Source organism: Nonomuraea indica, assembly GCF_002850745.1.
In the GTDB taxonomy this organism is placed as follows: domain Bacteria; phylum Actinomycetota; class Actinomycetes; order Streptosporangiales; family Streptosporangiaceae; genus Nonomuraea; species Nonomuraea indica.
Map to the genome: position 1 here is coordinate 357,910 of NZ_KZ559469.1, position 17,991 is coordinate 375,900.

A 17,991-nucleotide genomic window follows, 5' to 3' on the forward strand; every position below is an offset into this window, starting at 1 on the left:
TGGGCTCGCCGCTGCTGGGTGACGCGTGCGCGGATGGCGACACGGCGGCGCTGGCCGCCCGAGCCGGGCGGCTGGTCGAGATCGCCGGGCGAAGAGGCTCGGGTGGGTGAGCCGGTCACCTTGGGCGAGGTGGCGTGTTCTCCGCTCAGCGTCCGATGTGTTCGCCGTGCACCTTCTTGGCCAGGTCGACGTCCGCGATGGAGCGCTCGATGAGCGCCCGCATCGCCGCCTCGGCCGCCTTCGGCCGCTGCCTGCGCACGGCGAGCAGCACCTCGGCGTGCTTGTCGGTGGATTCGCTGGTGAGCGTCGCGTGCACGAACTGGTCACGCAGCCGCAGCCCCGCCTCGATGGCGGTGGCCATCTGCGCCATCAGCTCATTGTGCGCGGCACGCAGCAGGGCGTGGTGGAAGACCAGATCGGCCTCCACGTGATCGACGGCCGGTCTGCCCACCGCCGACCGCATGGCGGCCAGGGCGTCTTCCAGATCGGCCAAGTCGCGATCGGTGCGGCGTTGCGCCGCCATGCGCGCAACGGCCGGTTCGACGGTCAGCCGTACGTCGCCCAGTTCGTCCAGGAACGTCTCGTCCACTCGGTCGGCGAAGCGCCAGCGCAGCACGTCGGCATCCAGGAGCGCCCAGTGCTCACGCGGCGCGACGAAGGTGCCTCGCCTGGGCCGGGCTCCCACCAGGCCCTTGGCGGCCAGCACGCGCAGCGCCTCACGCACGGCGGTCCTGCTCACGGAGAAACGCTCCTGCAGCGCCGCCATGTCGAGGTCGTCGTCAGGGGGGATGTCGCCATTGACGATGGCCACGCCCAGGCTGTTGACCACCCGGTCGTGCGCACCGGCTCTCCCGATCTCCGTCATGGCGGAATCATGCCACGCCCGCACTGTCGGCCACCGTTCCCATAGATCGCTCACGTCACTTCTAAATCATACTAATACAAAATATAATCGTACTTATTATTGACTTCGGCAAGGTGGGGCGGCACCCTGCTCGTCGAGTCCCGCATCCGGGCACCTCGAACCCCCAACGAAGGGGTCGACGACGAGCGACGTGACGCGGCGGGTATCGCCGCGATGGCCGAGACCTACGACGTGACCATGGCCCCGCACCGCCCGCTCGGCCCCGTCTCGCCGGGGTCCAGCCTGCAACCGGCCCTCGCCGAGTGGTGACGGTCACCAGGCCCGGAAGCCTGTCAGGCTGGCGAGAGCCCGTGCCGCGAGCCCCGGGCCGGCCGATCACCGAGGACGAGCTGCACCCCTGCTCAGCATGACGGCGAACCCGTCGAGATGGCGTGCCAGGATGTAGTCGAACATCCCGTCCAGGTCCGACACCGTCTCCTCGGGGAGCATGGCCAGGAGCGGGAAATGTCCAGTGCTGAGGAGTTCGCCGGCCCGCTTGCGCTGGAGCAGCCACCACCCGTCAAGCGTCACGCCGGTCTCCTGCTCGGCTTCGGCCTCCTCCGCCATGGACAGCGCCACGGTGTGGACCAGCGCGGGCAGCGTGAGCGCCTCGCGGATCCGGGTCTCCATGGGCAACTCGAGCTCGTCGAGTGCACGCAGGGTCCACTCGGTGTGGGCCATCATGTTGGGCACCAGCAGGGGGCGGGTGAACGAGACGGCCCTGGGCAGCCAGAGGTGTCGCCGGGACAGCTCCCATTGCCGGCGGGCGACCAGTTCGAGCTTGGCCCGCCACCCCTCCGGCCCCGGGACGGGCAGCTCCGCTTCGCCGAAGACCTCGTCGGCCATCTGCGTCACCAGTTCGTCCTTGCCCGTCACGTGCCGGTACAGCGACATCGGGCCCGCGCCGAGCTCGGCCGCGAGCCGCCGCATGGACACCGCGCCGAGCCCTTCGGCGTCGGCGATCGCGATGGCGGTGCGCAGGACGTGCTTGCGGTTCAGCGAGCCCTTGGGGACGCCGGCCTGCCGCGCCGCCGCCGGGACAGCCGGACCGGACGACCGGTCCTTTCGGCCCGCGCGTGCGCTGACCACCGTACCGGCGCCGACCTTCGCCTCGACCAGCCCTTCGTCACGCAGGGCCGCCACGACCTTGGTCGCGGTCGCGACCGCGACACCCCATCGCTGGGCGATCTGCCGGATGGAGGGCACGCGATCGCCTGGCCGCAGGTCGCCGGCCAGAATCCGGGTACGGAACTCCGCGGCGATGCGCCGGTAGGGCGGATCCGGAGGTTGCGTGGCCGAGGTCATGAGTGCCCTTCCCATTCCTTGACAGACGTCGCGCGCCGACTTCAATGTACTAGTTCACTAGCTAGCACACTAGTGCACTACATACGTCCGACAAACGCGAAGTTCACGATTCTCCCGCGGTGCGCTCGTACGATGTACGCATGAAATCTGATACGCCGTACGCACACACGCGACAGGCGAAGGCGACCGCCTGGCGAGGACGTTGCGCAGGGGCCTCGGCATGGTGGACGGAGGCCGCATGAACCAGTCGGGGAGCCGCTTGTCCCTCTCGTATGCCGAAGTACGGTCGTGGCATCGGCCGCTCATGATCATGGTGGCGGCCATGTCCGCGCTGGTCGTCGTCGCGAGCGTCGCCCTCTTCGCCGACGGTCGCGAGCTCCTGCAACAGTCGGTCTGGGCCAAGCCGCTGAAGTTCGGAGTGTCGTTCGTCCTGTACGGCGCGACGCTCGCCTGGCTGATACCGAAACTGCGCCGGGCGCGGCGCACGATGTGGATCGTCGGCACGGTCTTCGCCGTCGCCGGGCTGATCGACGTCGGTTTCATCGTGGTGCAGGCCGCCCGCGGCACCTTCAGCCACTTCAACGCCGGCACCGACCCGTTCAACCGGATCGGGCAGCAGATCTTCTCCACCGGCGTGTTCGGGCTGTTCGGGGCGAGCCTGGTCGTCGCCATCATGCTGCTGTTCCAGCGCATCGGTGACGCGGCACTCACCTGGGCCCTGCGTGCCGGGCTCGGGTTGGCCGTCCTCGGCATGGCGCTGGCGTCCTTCATCACCGGGTGGACCTCGTCGGCCGGACCCCGCACGGTCGAGGACGCCTACGGCCGCCCGGTCCCGCTGGTGGGCGGACACGGGGTCGGAGCACCGGACGGCGGCGGCATGCCGCTCACGAACTGGAGCACCACAGGCGGCGACCTGCGCGTCCCACACTTCATCAGCCTGCACTCCATCCAGGTGTTCGTGCTGACGGTGCTGGTTCTCGCCGCCCTCGCCCCCCGGATCGGCCTGCTACGCCACGAACGCGTACGCGCCCAGCTCACCGGGGTCGTCATCCTGGGGTACAGCGCGCTGTTCACCATCACCGCCTGGCAGGCGCTGCGCGGCCAGTCGCTGATCCACCCCGACGCGGCCACCTGGACCGCGCTCGCTGCGACGGCCGTCATGACCGCGCTGCCGGCGGCCCTGGCCGTCACGACGGCTCACCGCAACGAACTGGCCCTCCGCGCCGCGGCGGTCAGCCGAAGCGAGCTGGTCCGCCGCAGCAGGGCGGCGCACCGCCATGGGCTCACGCCCGGCGAGACGACGGCACCCGCCGGCACCCTGGGAACCGTCCCGCACCCGCACCACAGCGCGGCGGGCACCCCGGCCCGTTCTCCTGGCTCGACACCGAGGCGATGAACCCCCTTGCTCGCTCAGGGTTGCCAGTTCAGCGTAGGGCTCTGGGTGCCGGTGTAGTGCGGGGACCACTCCGGCGGCAACGGATCCGTGCCGGTCTGCGCACTGGCGGCGGTGTAGTAGGTGCCGGCCGCCGGCGGGGTGAAGGCATACGCGCAGGTGATGACCTTCTGGTCGTCCGCCAGGGACACCGGGCAGGTGTGCAGGCTCTCGCGGTACTTGTCTTTGGTGTCTCGGTTGGTCAGCCACACGTAGGTGGTGATGTTCCCGCTCGTCCCGGAAGGCCGCATGGCTTTGATGTAGACGTTCATCCGCACCCGGCCCTCGCTCGACTCGATGCAGGGCTTGATCGCCACCCCCGCCCGTGCGAGCGGTTGATAACCTCCTCGGCACGCCTCCCCGGTGATCGGCGAGGCCGGAGATCCCCAAAGCTGCGCAACCCCCCAGACCCCGGCAGCCACCGGCAGCACAGCGGCGGCGGCAACGGCGACGCCCAGCCGCAGGCGACGCGGACGCGGATCGATGGGGATCTCGATGGGCTGGGTGTCGCCCGATGCGCCCGGCCCTTGGTCGTCGACGGCCTCGTCAGCAGGGGCGGGGGCAGGCCCTTGTGCCGGCCACCCGCTCTCAAGACGCCCTCGGGTTCGCAGCCACGGCTCGGCTTGCTCCTCGCTCAGGCCACAGGCCCGCAGGAAGACCTCCACGGTGCGCTTGGTCGGCAGACGTTCTCCTCGCAGCATCAGCGAAAGCGTGGACTTGGAGACGTCAGCCTCCTTGTCCAGTTGCCGCAACGACAGGCCCGCCCGTGACTGGATCGCCCTGAGCGCATGGGCGAATTGCTGCACTGTGACAATCTGCTCCGGGTTCAGATCGCTGACGTCCATGAAGCCCTTTCCAGAAGCACCCCCTGGGGTGCGGCATCGCCTGGACACGCCGCCGGGAACCTCCCAAGCGGGGTGATCATAGTGGCCGCCGGCAGGCGTGCGTGGCTACGGGATCTCGCCCGGCGCTGTCTCCTGCCCGCGCTCTTCACGGCCTCGCAGGCCGTCCCGATGTGGGCCGACTCTGTCCGGCTTCGTCCATTGACCTGCCTGGACACCCCACCGGTGCGTTCTGCTGGGAGCACCGCAAGCCACCGCCCGTCTGAGCCGGGCGGCCGCGCATCCCATCGACTTCAGCAGAAGCGGAGCTGTCCATGTCCCGAACCACTCCCCCCACCATCCCGACCGTCCCGCCGTCCACCGAAGCGGGCTCCTCCTGCGGGAAGCCGGGCCGCTTCCTCCGCCGCGCCGTCACCGCGGCCGTGGGGGTGACCCTGGCCGGCGCCCTCGCCCAAGCCCCCGCCTCCGCCGCGCAGTCCTCCGGCGTCGCTCCCGGACGGGTATGCATGTTCTCCGACCCCAACAACGTCGTCACCGGGCTGGCCGGGCATGTCGGCTGGGCGTTCAAGACCGGCCCGGACCGGTGGACCTGGGGTTCCTACTCGTCTCGGGGCAAGACCTGGAAGTCCAGCTGGACCTGGGCCGCCACCCGGGCCTACTTCAAGCGAGCCGGGTACTACAGCTTCCGCTGCAAGGACACCCACCAGATGCGGTCCGCTGCGGCGACGCAGGTGTGGAAGAACTACTCGCGCTACAACCCCTACAGCAGCAACTGTCTGACCTCCAGCGTGGCCGTCTTCCGCACCTACACCCCCGAACTGCGCAGCCTCCCCTCCGCCAGCGGCAAAGCCCCCCGTATCTACTTCCGGGACACGCTCCCGCAGTACGGCTTCGCCAACGCGTGGGCGTTGTAGCCGATGTGACGCCATAGTTCCGTGGGGCTCGAAGAACGAGCCTCACGGAACAGCCCGACCGAGAACAGCGAAGGCCCGTGGGCTGCATCGACCACATGCGGGCAAGAGCTGGAAAGTACCAGGTGGCCAAGTCCCTCTTCGGCCCCACCCGGGGGATCGGGACAGGTGGGACCACCTCGGCCTGGCCAGGCCGGCTGCCACCACGACTGAACAGGAGGCGAAGGAGAAGGCGGTGACCGCCGTGTCGGCGAAGGCCTCTCCCACCCCGGTCGCCTCTGGATCACTTCACAGGTGCCACAACCGCACGGTGCCGTCCGTGCTGCTGGTAGCCAGGAGCTTGCCGTCCGGACTGAACGCCACCGACAAGACCCAGTCGGTGTGGCCAGTGAGGGGGCGGCCGATGGCGGTGCGGGTGGCCACGTCCCACAACCGCACGGTGTGATCGCTGCTGCCGGTGGCCAAGATCTTGCCGTCCGGGCTGAACGCCACCGAGTAGGCAACGCCTTGGTGGCCGACGAGGGGCCGGCCGGGCCCGGAGCGCCGGGCCTCGGCCGCTGCCGCGACTACGAGTGCCGTTGGCTGCGCCAACCCCCTGCCCGTGCTCCAGACCGGAGCGAACCAGTACGCCGAGTGGATGAGCCGCTCAACGAAGCTGAGCCGGCGCCGACTCCTGACACCCACGCGGGTTCACCGACGCCCCTATCGACCATCATGAGAACAATCCCGCGCGCAACGGCCAAAACCCGGGCTGATTCTCCTCGCGGACCATTCGTGTCTCGGTACGTAACCTCTCGGAGGCATTACGTCCAGCGCCTTCGCCACCCATCGCACGTTCCCGAGTCCGGGGCCGACTCCACTGCCTTACGCAGCATTCGCACAACGCCGACCAGCAGCTGTGCCACCCCGCAGCCCGTTTCTGCCGTGGCTTCCCTACGCCGAACCAGCAGGACCCGGGAGCAATGGGATGCCGCTAGGGCGTGTATGGAGTTGAGATCAGTGGGATCGCCTGCGCTTCGGTTTCCGGTCCTGATAGGCCATCGCTATGGCGCGTGGAGACCTCACCGATGACGAGTGGTCCTTGATCGAGCCTCACTTGCCACTGGGTGAGCGAGGTCCGATCCCCGACCTGCGACAGCAGTTCAACGCGGTGATGTGGCGGTTTCGGACCGGCAGCCCGTGGCGGGATCTGCCCGCGGAGTACGGGCCGTGGTCGACGGTCTATGCCAGGTTCCGGTTGTGGGCAACGACGGGCGTCTTCGAGCAGTTGATGCAGGCCGTGATGGCTGAGGCCGCAGCTCGTGGTGAGGTCGACCTCGATCTGGTCAGCGTGGACTCCACCACGGCCCGTGCGCATCACCACGCCGCGGGGATGGTGGTGAACAGTGAGCTGATGACGGTGCTGGAGAAGGCCGCCGAAGAGGAAAGGGGGCTGCACCTAAGGGGCAGATCCCCCACGACACCGGGCCCGGCGACGGCAGGCCCGGCAGCGACGGCGACGGCGGAGAGCGTGCCGGACGCCGGCGGTTACGACTGCAGCGCAGGATCCGGCTGACAGCGGCCAAGCCGGGCCGCTCACGAGGCGGCTGACCAGCAAGGTGCCTGTGCCCGCCGACCGGCGCTGCCGTCCGTCGTCCCTCGTCCTGATGCCGGGCCAGGCCGGCGACAGTCCGCAGTTTCGCGCTGCGTTGTCGGGTATCAAGGTCCGCCTGCGCGTGGGACGTCCGCGTACCCGGCCAGGCGCGGTGCGTCTGCGATCAACGAGGTCGCCGACGGTTATGCAGCGATGTTCTCCTGAGACTTCCCTTGGTGGCTGTGCGGGCGGTCGTGATCTGCCGCTCGTAGACGGTCGGGGGTAGCCCGTCAGCGGCGCTGTGTCGGCGGCGGGTGTTGTAGAAGTCGGCGATCCAGGTGGCGATCCTCAGGCGGGCATCGGCCCGCGTCGCGAGCGGTGCCGGTGGACGTATTCGACTTCGAGGATGGAGCTGAACGATTCGGCGGCGGCATGGTCCAGGCGCAGCCGACCCGGCCCATCGACTGGACGACGCCCCGGTGCCGCCAAGCGTCCTGGAAGCGGGCGGCGGTGTATTCACTGCCGCGGTCGGTGTGGAAGATCATCCCGCACATGTCCCGCACAGGCTTGGCGCCCGTACAGGCCCGCACGCACGGCTCTGTCTTCTGACGGGTTCGACCGTAGACGGGATGCTCGGCGGGATATTACTCGATCTCCTCCACGGTGAACCAAAGAGAACCGGTGAGACGTCCCAATGGGGTGCGATCTCTTCGGGTAGTCCTCGCCATGTTCGCCGCCCTTGTTCTGATCGAACGCGACAGCTCGGAAGACAAGACCCCACAACTGGATCACGTTGTCACGGCTTCGTGCCCGAAACGGTCCAGTCCTGACTTGTTCTCCATGCCCCGCCAACGGCTCCCCTCCGACTTCGTCACGGCCCAGGTCATACGCTGCCGCTGGGAGTCCCGTTACATACCGGGCAAGGGGCGCTGGGAGGTGGTGATCGAAGAACGCGCCGACGGGCCCGCCGACGAACTGATGACGGAGCTACGCCGCCCCTCCGAGAGTTCGCTGTTTCCCCCGATGTGCACGCTGGAAGCGGTCTTCGTCGACTACTTTGTCCTGGTAGGTCCCTCCGGCAGGGCGGTGCTGCCCGAGACACCGACCGGGATATGTGGAAAACCGTTTCCTTCTGCTCTGGACGCCCTTCGCAGCCTGCCGTACCAGGTAGATGGACAGATACCCATCCGGAGCCTCGAGAGCGAAAAGTCCTTCCGGGCCGGGTGCCACGACAAAAATCTGGACGTACTCGAACACGTTGGACGACCGGACGTGGCTCCGCAGACATGGGAGCGCCGGCAGACATGGAACCCTCCGCCGAAGGGCCTGCGGGTGTGCGCCTTCCGGATCGAGAACAAGACTGCGGACAGGCTCAACCCGATGGACCTGCCAATGGGAAGACTCGAGTCCTCGCGCATCCTCAAAGGCAGCAGCTTGCGCGCCCTGCTCGCCGCCCTGGACACCGCACCAGCAAGCGACTGCCACAGCCAGCACACCCGCTTCGCGGTACTGGACCCCGGCTTCCACGAGGCATACGTCGAGCTCGACGGCTGCCACAACCTATTGCGCCCCGGTGGAACCCTCAGCCGTCTCACCTCGGACGCCGTAGGGCTTCTCACTGAGTGACCAGCCCCGCCAGACAATCCATGGTGGCGCGAGTCGGAAATGCTGAGATCCGCACCCCGACGACAGCGACGCCTGCGGAGCCATCTATCGTCGTCGGCCGCACAGATCACCTGGGCCCGAATGCGGCGAGCGCACTCGCCGCCGCTCCGCACGCCGCGTCATGGCCGCCCGGTTTGCCCGGACCTGTCCCTGCGCGCGGCACGTGCATCCGCGGCTCATGGTGCCGGGGCAGGGGTGGTGAGGTGGGAGCCGAGATCGCGGACGGTCCGGGCAAGCGCGCGGATGAGGTCGTTCTCGGTGTCTGACCGCCATACCAGCGCGTACGGCAGGGGCTCCACGTCATGGACCGGTAGGTAGACGATGTCCTGCCGTACCCAGTACCGCGTCATGTGGCTGGGGAAGAGCGCCACGGCCTCGCCCATGCCGGCCCAGGTGAGGATCTCGGCGGGGTTCCGCACGAGCGGGCCGCGCTCGATGGCGCGGCCCCTGCGCGTGTGAGACGGGACATAGCTTTCGAACCAGTAGTCCGGTTTGGATTCGATGTCGACATGCTGAAAGTCGCTCACCGTCTCCAGCGAGACGGACGTGCGCCCGGCGAGCTCGTGCCCGGCGGCGATGGCCAGCACCCGCGACTCGGCGAAGAGAGTCGGACCGACGGTGAGGTCGGGCTCCTCGACGGGCAGCCACGCGACCAGGACGTCGATCTCACCGCGGCGCAGACCGCCGAACAGGTCGGCAAAGCCGGGATGGCTGATGCGCAGGTCCCAGGTGGGGTGGCGGGAGCGGAAGGTGTCCCAGTAGGGGCGCAGCTCGTGGACGTTGATGGGCAGCATGCCGATGTGGAGCACGGCGGTGATGCCCCGGGCGGCCAGGCGGGCGCGTTCGAGACTGTCACGCAGACCGGCGTAGACGGGCCGCAGGTCTTCGCGGAGCTGACGGCCGAGCGAGGTGAGCCGCACCCGGCGGCTGGTGCGGTCGAACAGCGGAGCACCGATGCGGCGCTCCTGCGCTTTGATCGCCTGGCTGACCCGGGCTTGGGAGACGTGCAGCCGCGCAGCGGTCCGGCCGAAGTGGAGCTCCTCGGCGAGCACCAGAAAGATCTCGATGTCCCGTAGCTCCATTTGTAGCCCTTTCCTCCGATAACCCGCATGTTATCGATCGGCACACGAAGTCGGCGTTGATCCAGATCACGGGGCAGGGCAGCCTGGATCCGTCCGCAACCGGCCGGATCGACGCGCGCATGTAGACGCCGGACCCTTCACTCGTTGGTTATTGGAGCATCCCGTGCGAGTTCGTACGACCGGCCCCGCCTTCGTCGTCAAGGCGCCCACCGGCACCGGCTGGGCCTGACCGCCGCGATGAGCGAGCTCGACCTGACGACGCTGCACGGCATGCACGACGTGTTGCGCCGCGAGACGATAGGGCTGACCCGTTCCACCTTCCGGCCCGGCCGTGATCCTCGCCGCGTCCTGCGCTGGCGGCTGTTCAAACAGTCGCTCCGTCTGCACTTCGCGGCCGAGGATCGGGCGCTGTGGCCGCCGTTGCGCCGACGCCTGGCCCACCGGCCGGACCGGCTGACGCTACTGGAGGCGCTGGAGGCCGAGCACGCCGCCCTGGAGGAGGTCATCGACGTCATTGACGAACTGCACGCCAACCCCGGCATCGACGCCGGCATCGGCGGGCTCCGTGACCTTACCGACTCGCTGGTCACCGGCCTGACCGGACATCTCAAGCATGAGGAGGACGGGGCGTTTCCGCTGATCAGGCAGGTGCTCACCGCGCGCCAGTGGGGCGTTTCACCGACCTCCACACCTGGCCGGCCGGCCTCGGCCACTGGGACGCGGCACCCTGACCACCATCCCGCCGCCGACGGCCGACGCCACCCGCGAAGTCGAGGGCCCGGGCATCCTGCCCGGGGCCCGCTTGCCCTGAATGACAGATCGGAATTTTCGCATATGCCCATCCCCGCCACCGCCTGCCGAACGTGGTTCATCACCGGTGCCGGTCGCGGTCTCGGCCGCGCGTTCGCCCTGGCCGCGCTGGAGCGCGGCGACCGGGTGGCCGCCGCCGCCCGCACCGTCACCCGGGAGGACTTCCCCAGCCGGTACGCCGACCGCCTGCTCGTCCTGCCCCTGGACGTGACCGACCGAGCCGCCGTGTTCGCCGCCGTGGACACCGCCGCCGAGCACTTCGGCCAGCTCGACATCGTGGTCAACAACGCCGGGACCATGTCCTCGGGCATGATCGAGGAGTTCACCGAGGCTGAGGCCCGCGCCCAGCTCGAGGTCAACCTCTTCGGCGCGATGTGGGTCTGCCAGGCCGTCCTGCCGCACCTGCGCGCCCAGCGATCCGGCCACATCGTCCAGGTCTCCAGCATCGCCGCGCTCGGCGGCTTCCCCAGCACCGGCATGTACAGCGCGAGCAAGTTCGCTCTGGAGGGCATGAGCGAGGCGCTGGCCCTGGAGGCCGCCGCATTCGGCGTCAAGCTCAGCATCGTCCCAGCCCGGCGGCTACTGGACCGACCTCTACACCAGCATGATCACGGCCACGCCCAAGGAGGAGTACGCCCCCTTGCGCACCGAGTTGGAGAAGCAGTGGGCCGAAGGCTCGATCGACAGCGAGCCGCACCTGGCCGCCGAAGCGCTGCTCAAGCTGGTCGACAGCGACGACCCGCCCCTGCGGCTGCTGCTCGGCAGCATGGTCTACGACCTGGCCTTCGACATCTCCCGGCGGCGGATGGCGACCTGGGCCGCCTGGGAGCAGATCAGCCGTGCTGCCGAGCAGGCCGTACCCGCCCCCGGGAGCGCCGGTTGACGAGCCGGCTCCCCTGACTGGACCACCGAGATTCAGGAGAGGAACATCCGATGACGGATGCCGATGTGATCATTGTGGGCGCCGGCCCGACCGGCCTTATGCTGGCGAGCGAACTGCGGCTGGCCGGGGTGCGCCCGGTGGTGCTGGAGAAGCAGCCGCGGCGCCGGGACACCCCGAAGGCCGGTGGCCTCGGCGGGCAGATCCTGGAGCTGCTGCGCTACCGGGGCTTGCTGGAACGGTTCCAAGCAGCCTGCACCGACCCTGTACCGGCGCCCCGCTTCCCGTTCGGCGGTGTGCACCTGGACTTCACCCGGCTGGCCGATCCTCCGATGCACGCCCTATCGCTCCCGCAGCAGCTGCTCGAACGGCTGCTCGACGAACGCGCCGGCGAGCTCGATGCCGACATCCGCCGCGGACACCAGGTCATCGGAATGACACAGGACGATGCCGCGGTGACCCTGGAGGTGCGCGGCCCGGACGGGACGTACCGGATGCGCGCCCGGCACGTGGTGGGGTGCGACGGCGCGCGCAGCCGGGTCCGCGACTGGGCCGGCATCGGCTTTCCCGGTGTCACCTATCCGGAGGTCAACCGGCTGGCCCAGGTCACCTTGCCCGAAACGGTGACCGTGCTCGACAGCGGCGATCTCGACGTCCCCGGCTTCGGCACGATCCGCGCAGGGTTCACCCGGACGGATCGCGGTCTGCTCGGGGTCGCCGCGTCACCCTCCTCCAATATCGTGTCGCTCTACACCGTCGAGGACGAGTCCACTGAATACGACGACGACATTCCCATGACCGTGACCGAACTCCAGGAGAGCCTCCACCGGGTGCTCGGCGGGCGTGTGCCGGTGGGGGAGCCGCTCCGGCTGTCGCGGTTCACCTTCAAGGCGCGGCAGGCCGAGCGATACCGTGACGGGCGGGTCCTGCTGGCCGGTGACGCGGCGCACCTGTTCCCCGCCACGGGGGTGGCGATCAACGCCGGCATGCTGGACGCGGTCAACCTGGCTTGGAAGCTGGCCGCCGACGTCCAGGGCTGGGCGCGGCCCGGCCTGCTGGACACCTACCACGACGAACGCCATCTCGCCGGCGCCCGCACCATGCTGCACACCCGGGCGCAGGTGGCCCTGCGGCGCGGGCACGACCCGGCCGCCGAAGCGCTGCGCGAGCTGTTCCAGGAACTGCTCGCCGACGAGCAGCCGCTGCGCCGGATGGGAGCGCTGCTCTCCGGCAGCGACATCCGCTACCCGATGCCCGGCTCCCACGGGCACCCGTTGACCGGCGCCTTCGCACCCGACCTCACCCTGCACACCGACCAGGGCATCACCAGCGTCGCCGAGCTCATGCACACCGCGCGGCCCGTCCTGCTCGACCTCGCCGACCGCCCGGACCTCCGCGAGGCCGCACGGAACTGGGGCCATCGTGTCGACATCATGACCGCCAAGACCGACGTTCGGCCTGCCGACGCCCTGCTGATCCGCCCGGACGCGCACGTCGCCTGGGCGGCCGGCCTCGACGAGTCCGCGGACAGCGCCCGGCCCCCGCTGCGTGAGGCACTCTCCGTATGGTTCGGAACGCCCTGAGAGAGAGATGACGAGTAGATTCACCGAGTTGACCATCGACTGCCACGATCCGGAGAGACTCGCGGCCTTCTGGTGCGAGGCCCTCGACTTCGAAGTGATCGAGCGGCAGGAGGGCAAGGTCGAGATCGGCTCCTGGGAACCGACCGGCGAGCAGGTGCTGGCCCGCCAGATGCCGCCCACCCTGGTGTTCATCCGGGTGCCCGAGGGGAAGAGCGTGAAAAATTCACCTCGACGTCAGCCCGATTGACGGCAGCACCGACGACGAGGTGACCAGGTTGCTCGGCCTCGGCGCCGTCAAGAGAGATGTGGGCCAGGGCCCGGACCGAAGCTGGGTAGTCATGGCCGACCCCGAGGGCAACGAGTTCTGTGTCCTGCGCACCCTGGCGGCGACGCGTCCCAGTCAGCGTCGCTGTCCCTGCTGCGATGTGACGGACCGAGAGGGAGTTTCGGGACACCCCCACGCGCGTGCGCGAGCCCGGCCACGCTGAACGCCATGACCGTCGACCCCCGGACAGCGCGGGTCCGCTCAACGCGCTGCTGGACGCCTGCTTTCAGTTCTCCACTCACGTGAACTTACTCGCCGACCCCGGTCGTCAGACCAGCGAGGCCAGCGCCAGGCACACCACGAACGGGACGGGGATGAGCGCGGCAGCGCCAAGCCACGCGGCCAGCCGCCGTCTATGCCAGAGCGGGAGCGCTACGTCAATCACGATCACCTGTGTCAAGGTGAGTGGACCGGTTACCATCAGTGCAACGGTGAAGAAGAACTCGTTCTCGAGGGTGTCGTAGTTGCAGTTGGTGGGCCTGGCAAGGGCGCAGTCCATCGGCATGTACTCGGTCAGCAGCCACCACGCCAGATAGAACGGCACCATGGCGGGCACACCAAGTCCGAGGTTCGCCAGAGCCGGACCCCACAGGTCGCTCCTTGCCCCCCCTTTGCGCCCGGCATACGCATCAGTCATTGTCACGCTCCCACCCCGTGTCCCCATCTGACGGATCTGCACCGGCTTGATTGATCCCTGACAATGTCACGGACAGCAGCGGGCATCTGGGGATCTTGATACACGGGCCGAGGGCAAGAACCCACTACCAGTGCCGGGTCTTCCAAGAGAGCAGTAACGTCGGCGTCGCACCTCCGGCTGGACGAGTCGGAACAGGTGGACATGGTCCTCGGCGACGGCGCCCGCGACGGGGGCGCACTGGCCGACCACATCTCACCCGTCCCCGAACTCGGGGCCGGCGTCGGATACGTCCGGCTGGAGACCTCGCCCAACCGCCGCCCATGTGGGGAATGCTCGCCGTGGCCATGGCCGCGCTCGGCATCCTGAGCAAGCCTGCCGACCGGCCGCTGATCAACCGGGCCGTCACAGCGTCCGAGGTGGAGAAGCTCACCAGTGACATCGTGGTCCGCGCGCTGAGCGTGCTCGGCATCGCCGGCATCACCCAGGCCCTGTCCAAGAACCCGAAGGACGCCATCCGGTTCGTCGCCCCGATCACCCGCGACGGCCCAGGCTGGCGCGCCGACATCGACCTGCCATACGGCGTGACCGTGGCCGACGTGCTGGACAGGCGCAAGCAGCTGTCCGGTGCGCTTCGCCGCCCGCTCGGCTGCATCTGGCCGGAGGGCGACCTGTCCGTCCACGAGGGACGGCTGATCCTGTGGGTGGGCGACAAGGACCTGTCCAAGACCATCGTGCGGTCTCCGCTCAAGCGGGCCAGCTCGCACGACGTGTTCAAGGGCATCCCGTTCGGCAACGACCCGCGCGGCGACTGGTCACCGTTCCACTCATCCAGCACAACGTGCTGACTTCACAAGGTGACGGACTAACCGCGGGCGGGGCGGCGGCGCACGTGGTAGGCGTAGGCCAGGGCGAGCACTATCGGGCCCCACAGCGCAAGCGGGGTGATGCACACCATGGCCAGCGCCTGCCACCAGCCGTTCTCGTACGCCATGCGGCCGGAGACGCCGATCCAGGTGAGCGCCATCCAGACCGAGACCGCGGTCAGAAGCAGCCCACCGACCACGGCAGGGACTACCGCCACCATCGGGGGCACACGTCTGCCGCCGATGACCGGGATCCAGCCCGGGACCACCTCGCCCCAGCCACGCACCAGACCGATACTGAGCAGCGCCGCCAACTCCGTGAGCACACTGAGCCCGAAGACATAGGGAATGGTGATCCACAACGGTGAGACAGGCGCGGTGTCGAGCTGGCCCATTTCGAAGTGGAAGGCAAAGGGCAATCTCCACAGACACGAGGGGAGCAGCAGCCAGGGAAGCGCGTAGGCGGCACGGAGCGCCCAGCGTGGGACGGGCTGTTCGGTGTCGCTGGTGGCAGGGGCCGCATGCAGCAGTTTGATTGCCATAGCTGTACTCTCCCGCGGCACCTGAGGGCAAGTGATCCCCTGTGAGGGTGAACGCCTCCCCCGCGCGAGCTAGTTACGGGGTCGGTACTGGCGAACAGCCATAAGCGGTGCCCGCCAGCAACAATGCGTTCGAAGGTGCTTGTCCAGCAACGCTCGGCCAGAAGCGGCCCGCCATCAGCACGGACGTTGTCCTTCTCCGGGTACCGATGGGTGACAGTCGTACGACACAGATCAGGGCTGAACGGGCCGCCTCGCCGGAGTTGAGCTGAGCCGGGGTGCCTCCGGCGGGGGCACCCCGGCTCCGGGATGATCCCTACAAGCCGAACATAGTCAGTGGCTGAGGTGGGCCGGCTCTTCCCGACACCGTTGCCCAGGACAAGCCGAGCAGACCAAGGACTGGAGGCGAAGGTCATTCTTCCGGTGGGGAACTCCACCTTCACCTCCAGCCCTTGGCCCGCTCCCCTGACGGGACCCGGCACGTGCATGTGTGCGGCCCACAGGCCGGCGCCGCGAAGCAGGAGGAACGCAGGGCCGACAACCGTCGCTCATCCGACAAGGGGGTCGATGACCGCACGGACCTGGCGGCGGAGCCAGGCATGCCCCTGATCGGCCGCATGACGGGGATGCCAGGCCATACCTATCGCCATCGGGGGCACGTCCAGCGGAACGGGAAAGGCTCGCAGGTTCAGGGCGGCAAGGACGGGGTCGAGCCACCCGTTGATCGCCAGGCAGACGAGGTCGCTGGTGGAGGCCAAGATCATGGCGGCGGTGTGGCTGGGGACAACGGCGGCCACCCGGCGGCTCAGGCCGTGCTGGGCCAGCGCGACGTCGATGGGGCCGCGCAGTCTCCCGCGACGTGAGATCCCGATGTGCGGCACCCGCGCGAAGCGGGGCGGGGTGATGGGCTCGGCGAACAGGGGGTGGTCTTTCCTGGCCACGGCCACCATGGCGGCCTCGGCCAGCGGCTCGGTGCGGATCTCGGGGTCAAGGTCGCCCAGCACGCCGACTTCGATGTCCACCTCGCCCTGCCGCAGCGCGGGGCCTCCCTCCAGAGCCTCGGGTGCGAACACCACATCAACCTGCGGAGCCTGGGCGTTGACCCGTTCCATCAGCGGTGCGCCAAGACCGGTCAGCAGCAAGTCGCTGGCCTGGATGGTGAACGTTCTGCGCAGATGGGCGAGGTCCAGCGCGGGCGCGGGGGCGAACAGGGCCTCGGATCGCTCAAGGAGCACGCGTGCCTCCTCACGCAGTTGCAGCGCCCGCGGGGTGGGGACCAGGCGCTGCCCGGCCCGGACGAGCAGGGGATCGCCCAGGAGGCGGCGCAGGGTTGCCAGTTTTCGGCTGGCCGCCGCGGGTGAGGTGCCCAGCCGTTCCGCCGCCCGGGTCACGCTGGCCTCGTGCAGGAGGGCGTCGAGTGCTGCCAGCAGGTTCAGATCCATGAGCAGTCCCAGTCATTGCGCTCAGCGGAAAGATTGCGTGCCAATCTTTGCATTGCCCGACGGTAGAAGTCTCTTCGAGACTGGCCTGACGCATCCCCGACAACAAGGAGAAACGGGTGACGTACGACGCACTGGCCGGGCGAGAGGGCGACGTCCTGGCCGTGGTGAGCCAGAGCGGACCCACGGTGTCGTTCTTTGACGCGGCCAGCCACCGGCTGCTGGATGTGCTCGAAGTGCTGGCCGAGCCGCACGAACTCTGCCTTGACCCGGCGCGGCGCCTGCTGTGGTGCACGCACAGCTACCACGGGGGCTACTACCACGCCAACAACGGCCGGCGCAGCGAGATCACTCTCATCGATCCGGACGAGCGCCGCATCGTGGACGTGATCGACCTGGCACCCGAGCACGCCCCGCACGGCCTCGCCCTCGACTCCACCCGCGACCTGCTCTACGTGAGTGTGGAGGGCGCCCAGGACCGTCCGGGCGGCGTCGTGGTCGTCGACCTCGCCACGCGCAAGCCCATCGGCCGTATCGACACCGGGGGCCAAGGGGCCGCACTGGTTCGTCATCAGCCCGGACGGCAACGTCGGCTATGCCAGCAACAAGGAGGCGCCGTACGTGTCGGTGGTGGACCTGCGCACCGGCACGATGACGGCCAAGGTGGAGGTGCCCGGCAGCGAGGGACTGGCCGTCTCCGGTGACGGCGGCGAGGTCTTCGTCGCGGCTCCCTACGGCTCCTTCGCCGCTCCAAGGACGCAGGCGGCGCCCGGCATCCGCGTCATCGACACCACCACGGCGTCGATCACTAAGGTCATGCCCACCGGCGCGGTGGTGTTCCCCGTCCACGTCACCGCCACCGGACGGCTGCTCACCGGCGAGCTGCGCATGGAAGTCGCCACCGACTCCAAGCTCGGCCGCCAGGCCCCCGGCCGGCTCACCGTGTTCGACGCCCACGACCACCGGCCGCTTGGCGACGTCGAGGTCGGCCGCTTCCCGCTGACGATCACTTCCTCTCCCGACGGCCGGCTCGGCTACGTCTCATGCGTGTCCTCCTCCACCGTGGACGTCGTGGACCTGGAGGAGATGCGCCGGCTGAAGCGCCTGGAGATCCCCAAGCGCGGCGAGCCGGGTGCGCACGGCCTGGCCTACATCCCCCGGCAGAGGCCGTGAGCACCGACGGGCGACGGCACCCTGTGCC

At 68.9% G+C, this 17,991-nt stretch carries 18 protein-coding genes and 1 pseudogene; 11 read left to right on the forward strand and 8 right to left on the reverse strand.

Going from position 1 to position 17,991, the window contains the following annotated elements; translation table 11 throughout:
• Nucleotides 1–145: 145 nt before the first annotated feature.
• Nucleotides 146–865: a FadR/GntR family transcriptional regulator gene (locus CXR44_RS13305; protein WP_101786125.1), complete on the reverse strand. Its 720-nt coding sequence runs from the start codon at nucleotides 863–865 to the stop codon at nucleotides 146–148.
• 99 nt (nucleotides 866–964) lie between these two features.
• Here CXR44_RS13305 and CXR44_RS13310 point away from each other — a divergent pair, with 99 nt between their 5' ends.
• Nucleotides 965–1,174, forward strand: a complete 210-nt coding sequence (locus tag CXR44_RS13310; protein WP_101786127.1) for a hypothetical protein — start codon at nucleotides 965–967, stop codon at nucleotides 1,172–1,174.
• 66 nt (nucleotides 1,175–1,240) lie between these two features.
• On the opposite strand, the gene CXR44_RS13315 is transcribed toward CXR44_RS13310, so the two are convergent.
• Complete coding sequence (locus CXR44_RS13315; RefSeq protein WP_101786129.1) at nucleotides 1,241–2,209, reverse strand: GntR family transcriptional regulator; 969 nt, start codon at nucleotides 2,207–2,209, stop codon at nucleotides 1,241–1,243.
• 304 nt (nucleotides 2,210–2,513) lie between these two features.
• Between CXR44_RS13315 and CXR44_RS13320 the strand changes: the two genes are divergently transcribed.
• Complete coding sequence (locus CXR44_RS13320) at nucleotides 2,514–3,605, forward strand: hypothetical protein (RefSeq protein ID WP_101786131.1); 1,092 nt, start codon at nucleotides 2,514–2,516, stop codon at nucleotides 3,603–3,605.
• A gap of 14 nt (nucleotides 3,606–3,619) precedes the next feature.
• On the opposite strand, the gene CXR44_RS13325 is transcribed toward CXR44_RS13320, so the two are convergent.
• Nucleotides 3,620–4,486, reverse strand: coding sequence for a helix-turn-helix domain-containing protein (locus CXR44_RS13325; protein ID WP_101786133.1), 867 nt, complete (start codon nucleotides 4,484–4,486; stop codon nucleotides 3,620–3,622).
• A gap of 311 nt (nucleotides 4,487–4,797) precedes the next feature.
• On the opposite strand from CXR44_RS13325, the gene CXR44_RS13330 reads away from it, so the two are divergent.
• Entirely contained in the window at nucleotides 4,798–5,397 is a 600-nt protein-coding gene (locus CXR44_RS13330; protein WP_101786135.1) for a hypothetical protein, read from the forward strand.
• Nucleotides 5,398–5,682: 285 nt separating this feature from the next.
• On the opposite strand, the gene CXR44_RS13335 is transcribed toward CXR44_RS13330, so the two are convergent.
• Nucleotides 5,683–6,078 carry a WD40 repeat domain-containing protein gene (locus CXR44_RS13335; protein WP_101786136.1) on the reverse strand — a complete coding sequence of 132 codons (396 nt, stop codon included), beginning with the start codon at nucleotides 6,076–6,078 and terminating at the stop codon, nucleotides 5,683–5,685.
• A 361-nt stretch (nucleotides 6,079–6,439) separates the two neighbouring features.
• Here CXR44_RS13335 and CXR44_RS13340 point away from each other — a divergent pair, with 361 nt between their 5' ends.
• The gene (locus tag CXR44_RS13340; RefSeq protein ID WP_101786138.1) at nucleotides 6,440–6,949 is read left to right on the forward strand and encodes an IS5 family transposase; all 510 of its coding nucleotides are present in this window, start codon (nucleotides 6,440–6,442) and stop codon (nucleotides 6,947–6,949) included.
• Nucleotides 6,950–7,693: 744 nt separating this feature from the next.
• Nucleotides 7,694–8,593, forward strand: a complete 900-nt coding sequence (locus CXR44_RS13350) for a hypothetical protein (protein WP_101786140.1) — start codon at nucleotides 7,694–7,696, stop codon at nucleotides 8,591–8,593.
• Nucleotides 8,594–8,808: 215 nt separating this feature from the next.
• Here CXR44_RS13350 and CXR44_RS13355 read toward each other — a convergent pair whose 3' ends face one another.
• Complete coding sequence (locus CXR44_RS13355; RefSeq protein WP_101786142.1) at nucleotides 8,809–9,714, reverse strand: LysR family transcriptional regulator; 906 nt, start codon at nucleotides 9,712–9,714, stop codon at nucleotides 8,809–8,811.
• A gap of 237 nt (nucleotides 9,715–9,951) precedes the next feature.
• Here CXR44_RS13355 and CXR44_RS40865 point away from each other — a divergent pair, with 237 nt between their 5' ends.
• The 3 genes and pseudogenes from CXR44_RS40865 (at nucleotide 9,952) to CXR44_RS13375 (ending at nucleotide 13,475) form a co-directional block, all read left to right on the forward strand.
• Nucleotides 9,952–11,424 carry an SDR family NAD(P)-dependent oxidoreductase gene (locus tag CXR44_RS40865; protein ID WP_245899127.1) on the forward strand — a complete coding sequence of 491 codons (1,473 nt, stop codon included), beginning with the start codon at nucleotides 9,952–9,954 and terminating at the stop codon, nucleotides 11,422–11,424.
• Nucleotides 11,425–11,457: 33 nt separating this feature from the next.
• Nucleotides 11,458–12,987 carry an FAD-dependent monooxygenase gene (locus tag CXR44_RS13370; protein WP_101786145.1) on the forward strand — a complete coding sequence of 510 codons (1,530 nt, stop codon included), beginning with the start codon at nucleotides 11,458–11,460 and terminating at the stop codon, nucleotides 12,985–12,987.
• Nucleotides 12,988–12,994: 7 nt separating this feature from the next.
• Nucleotides 12,995–13,475: pseudogene (locus CXR44_RS13375) on the forward strand (VOC family protein).
• A gap of 105 nt (nucleotides 13,476–13,580) precedes the next feature.
• Here CXR44_RS13375 and CXR44_RS13380 read toward each other — a convergent pair.
• A complete protein-coding gene (locus CXR44_RS13380) occupies nucleotides 13,581–13,949 on the reverse strand; it encodes a hypothetical protein (protein WP_144069945.1) in 369 nt (122 codons plus the stop codon).
• Nucleotides 13,950–14,269: 320 nt separating this feature from the next.
• Between CXR44_RS13380 and CXR44_RS13390 the strand changes: the two genes are divergently transcribed.
• Nucleotides 14,270–14,794: a hypothetical protein gene (locus CXR44_RS13390; RefSeq protein ID WP_144069946.1), complete on the forward strand. Its 525-nt coding sequence runs from the start codon at nucleotides 14,270–14,272 to the stop codon at nucleotides 14,792–14,794.
• 17 nt (nucleotides 14,795–14,811) lie between these two features.
• Here CXR44_RS13390 and CXR44_RS13395 read toward each other — a convergent pair whose 3' ends face one another.
• Together CXR44_RS13395 and CXR44_RS13400 are read right to left on the reverse strand one after the other, a co-directional pair.
• Nucleotides 14,812–15,354, reverse strand: coding sequence for a hypothetical protein (locus CXR44_RS13395; RefSeq protein ID WP_101786151.1), 543 nt, complete (start codon nucleotides 15,352–15,354; stop codon nucleotides 14,812–14,814).
• Between the two features lie 545 nt (nucleotides 15,355–15,899).
• A complete protein-coding gene (locus CXR44_RS13400; RefSeq protein WP_101786153.1) occupies nucleotides 15,900–16,793 on the reverse strand; it encodes a LysR family transcriptional regulator in 894 nt (297 codons plus the stop codon).
• Between the two features lie 116 nt (nucleotides 16,794–16,909).
• Here CXR44_RS13400 and CXR44_RS40115 point away from each other — a divergent pair, with 116 nt between their 5' ends.
• Both CXR44_RS40115 and CXR44_RS40120 read left to right on the forward strand, forming a co-directional pair.
• A complete protein-coding gene (locus CXR44_RS40115; RefSeq protein WP_219601782.1) occupies nucleotides 16,910–17,494 on the forward strand; it encodes a YncE family protein in 585 nt (194 codons plus the stop codon).
• Nucleotides 17,412–17,963 carry a YncE family protein gene (locus CXR44_RS40120; RefSeq protein ID WP_219601783.1) on the forward strand — a complete coding sequence of 184 codons (552 nt, stop codon included), beginning with the start codon at nucleotides 17,412–17,414 and terminating at the stop codon, nucleotides 17,961–17,963. Before CXR44_RS40115 ends, CXR44_RS40120 begins: the two co-directional genes overlap by 83 nt.
• Nucleotides 17,964–17,991 lie beyond the last annotated feature (28 nt).

Excerpts from the sequence above, each read along its gene's own strand:
- CXR44_RS13305 (WP_101786125.1), bottom strand. The coding sequence starts at position 865 with ATGACGGAGATCGGGAGAGCCGGTGCGCACGACCGGGTGGTCAACAGC.
- CXR44_RS13315 (WP_101786129.1), bottom strand. The coding sequence starts at position 2,209 with ATGACCTCGGCCACGCAACCTCCGGATCCGCCCTACCGGCGCATCGCC.
- CXR44_RS13320 (WP_101786131.1), top strand. The coding sequence starts at position 2,514 with ATGATCATGGTGGCGGCCATGTCCGCGCTGGTCGTCGTCGCGAGCGTC.
- CXR44_RS13325 (WP_101786133.1), bottom strand. The coding sequence starts at position 4,486 with ATGGACGTCAGCGATCTGAACCCGGAGCAGATTGTCACAGTGCAGCAA.
- CXR44_RS13330 (WP_101786135.1), top strand. The coding sequence starts at position 4,798 with ATGTCCCGAACCACTCCCCCCACCATCCCGACCGTCCCGCCGTCCACC.
- CXR44_RS13340 (WP_101786138.1), top strand. The coding sequence starts at position 6,440 with ATGGCGCGTGGAGACCTCACCGATGACGAGTGGTCCTTGATCGAGCCT.
- CXR44_RS13350 (WP_101786140.1), top strand. The coding sequence starts at position 7,694 with ATGTTCGCCGCCCTTGTTCTGATCGAACGCGACAGCTCGGAAGACAAG.
- CXR44_RS13355 (WP_101786142.1), bottom strand. The coding sequence starts at position 9,714 with ATGGAGCTACGGGACATCGAGATCTTTCTGGTGCTCGCCGAGGAGCTC.
- CXR44_RS40865 (WP_245899127.1), top strand. The coding sequence starts at position 9,952 with ATGAGCGAGCTCGACCTGACGACGCTGCACGGCATGCACGACGTGTTG.
- CXR44_RS13370 (WP_101786145.1), top strand. The coding sequence starts at position 11,458 with ATGACGGATGCCGATGTGATCATTGTGGGCGCCGGCCCGACCGGCCTT.
- CXR44_RS13380 (WP_144069945.1), bottom strand. The coding sequence starts at position 13,949 with ATGACTGATGCGTATGCCGGGCGCAAAGGGGGGGCAAGGAGCGACCTG.
- CXR44_RS13390 (WP_144069946.1), top strand. The coding sequence starts at position 14,270 with ATGTGGGGAATGCTCGCCGTGGCCATGGCCGCGCTCGGCATCCTGAGC.
- CXR44_RS13395 (WP_101786151.1), bottom strand. The coding sequence starts at position 15,354 with ATGGCAATCAAACTGCTGCATGCGGCCCCTGCCACCAGCGACACCGAA.
- CXR44_RS13400 (WP_101786153.1), bottom strand. The coding sequence starts at position 16,793 with ATGGATCTGAACCTGCTGGCAGCACTCGACGCCCTCCTGCACGAGGCC.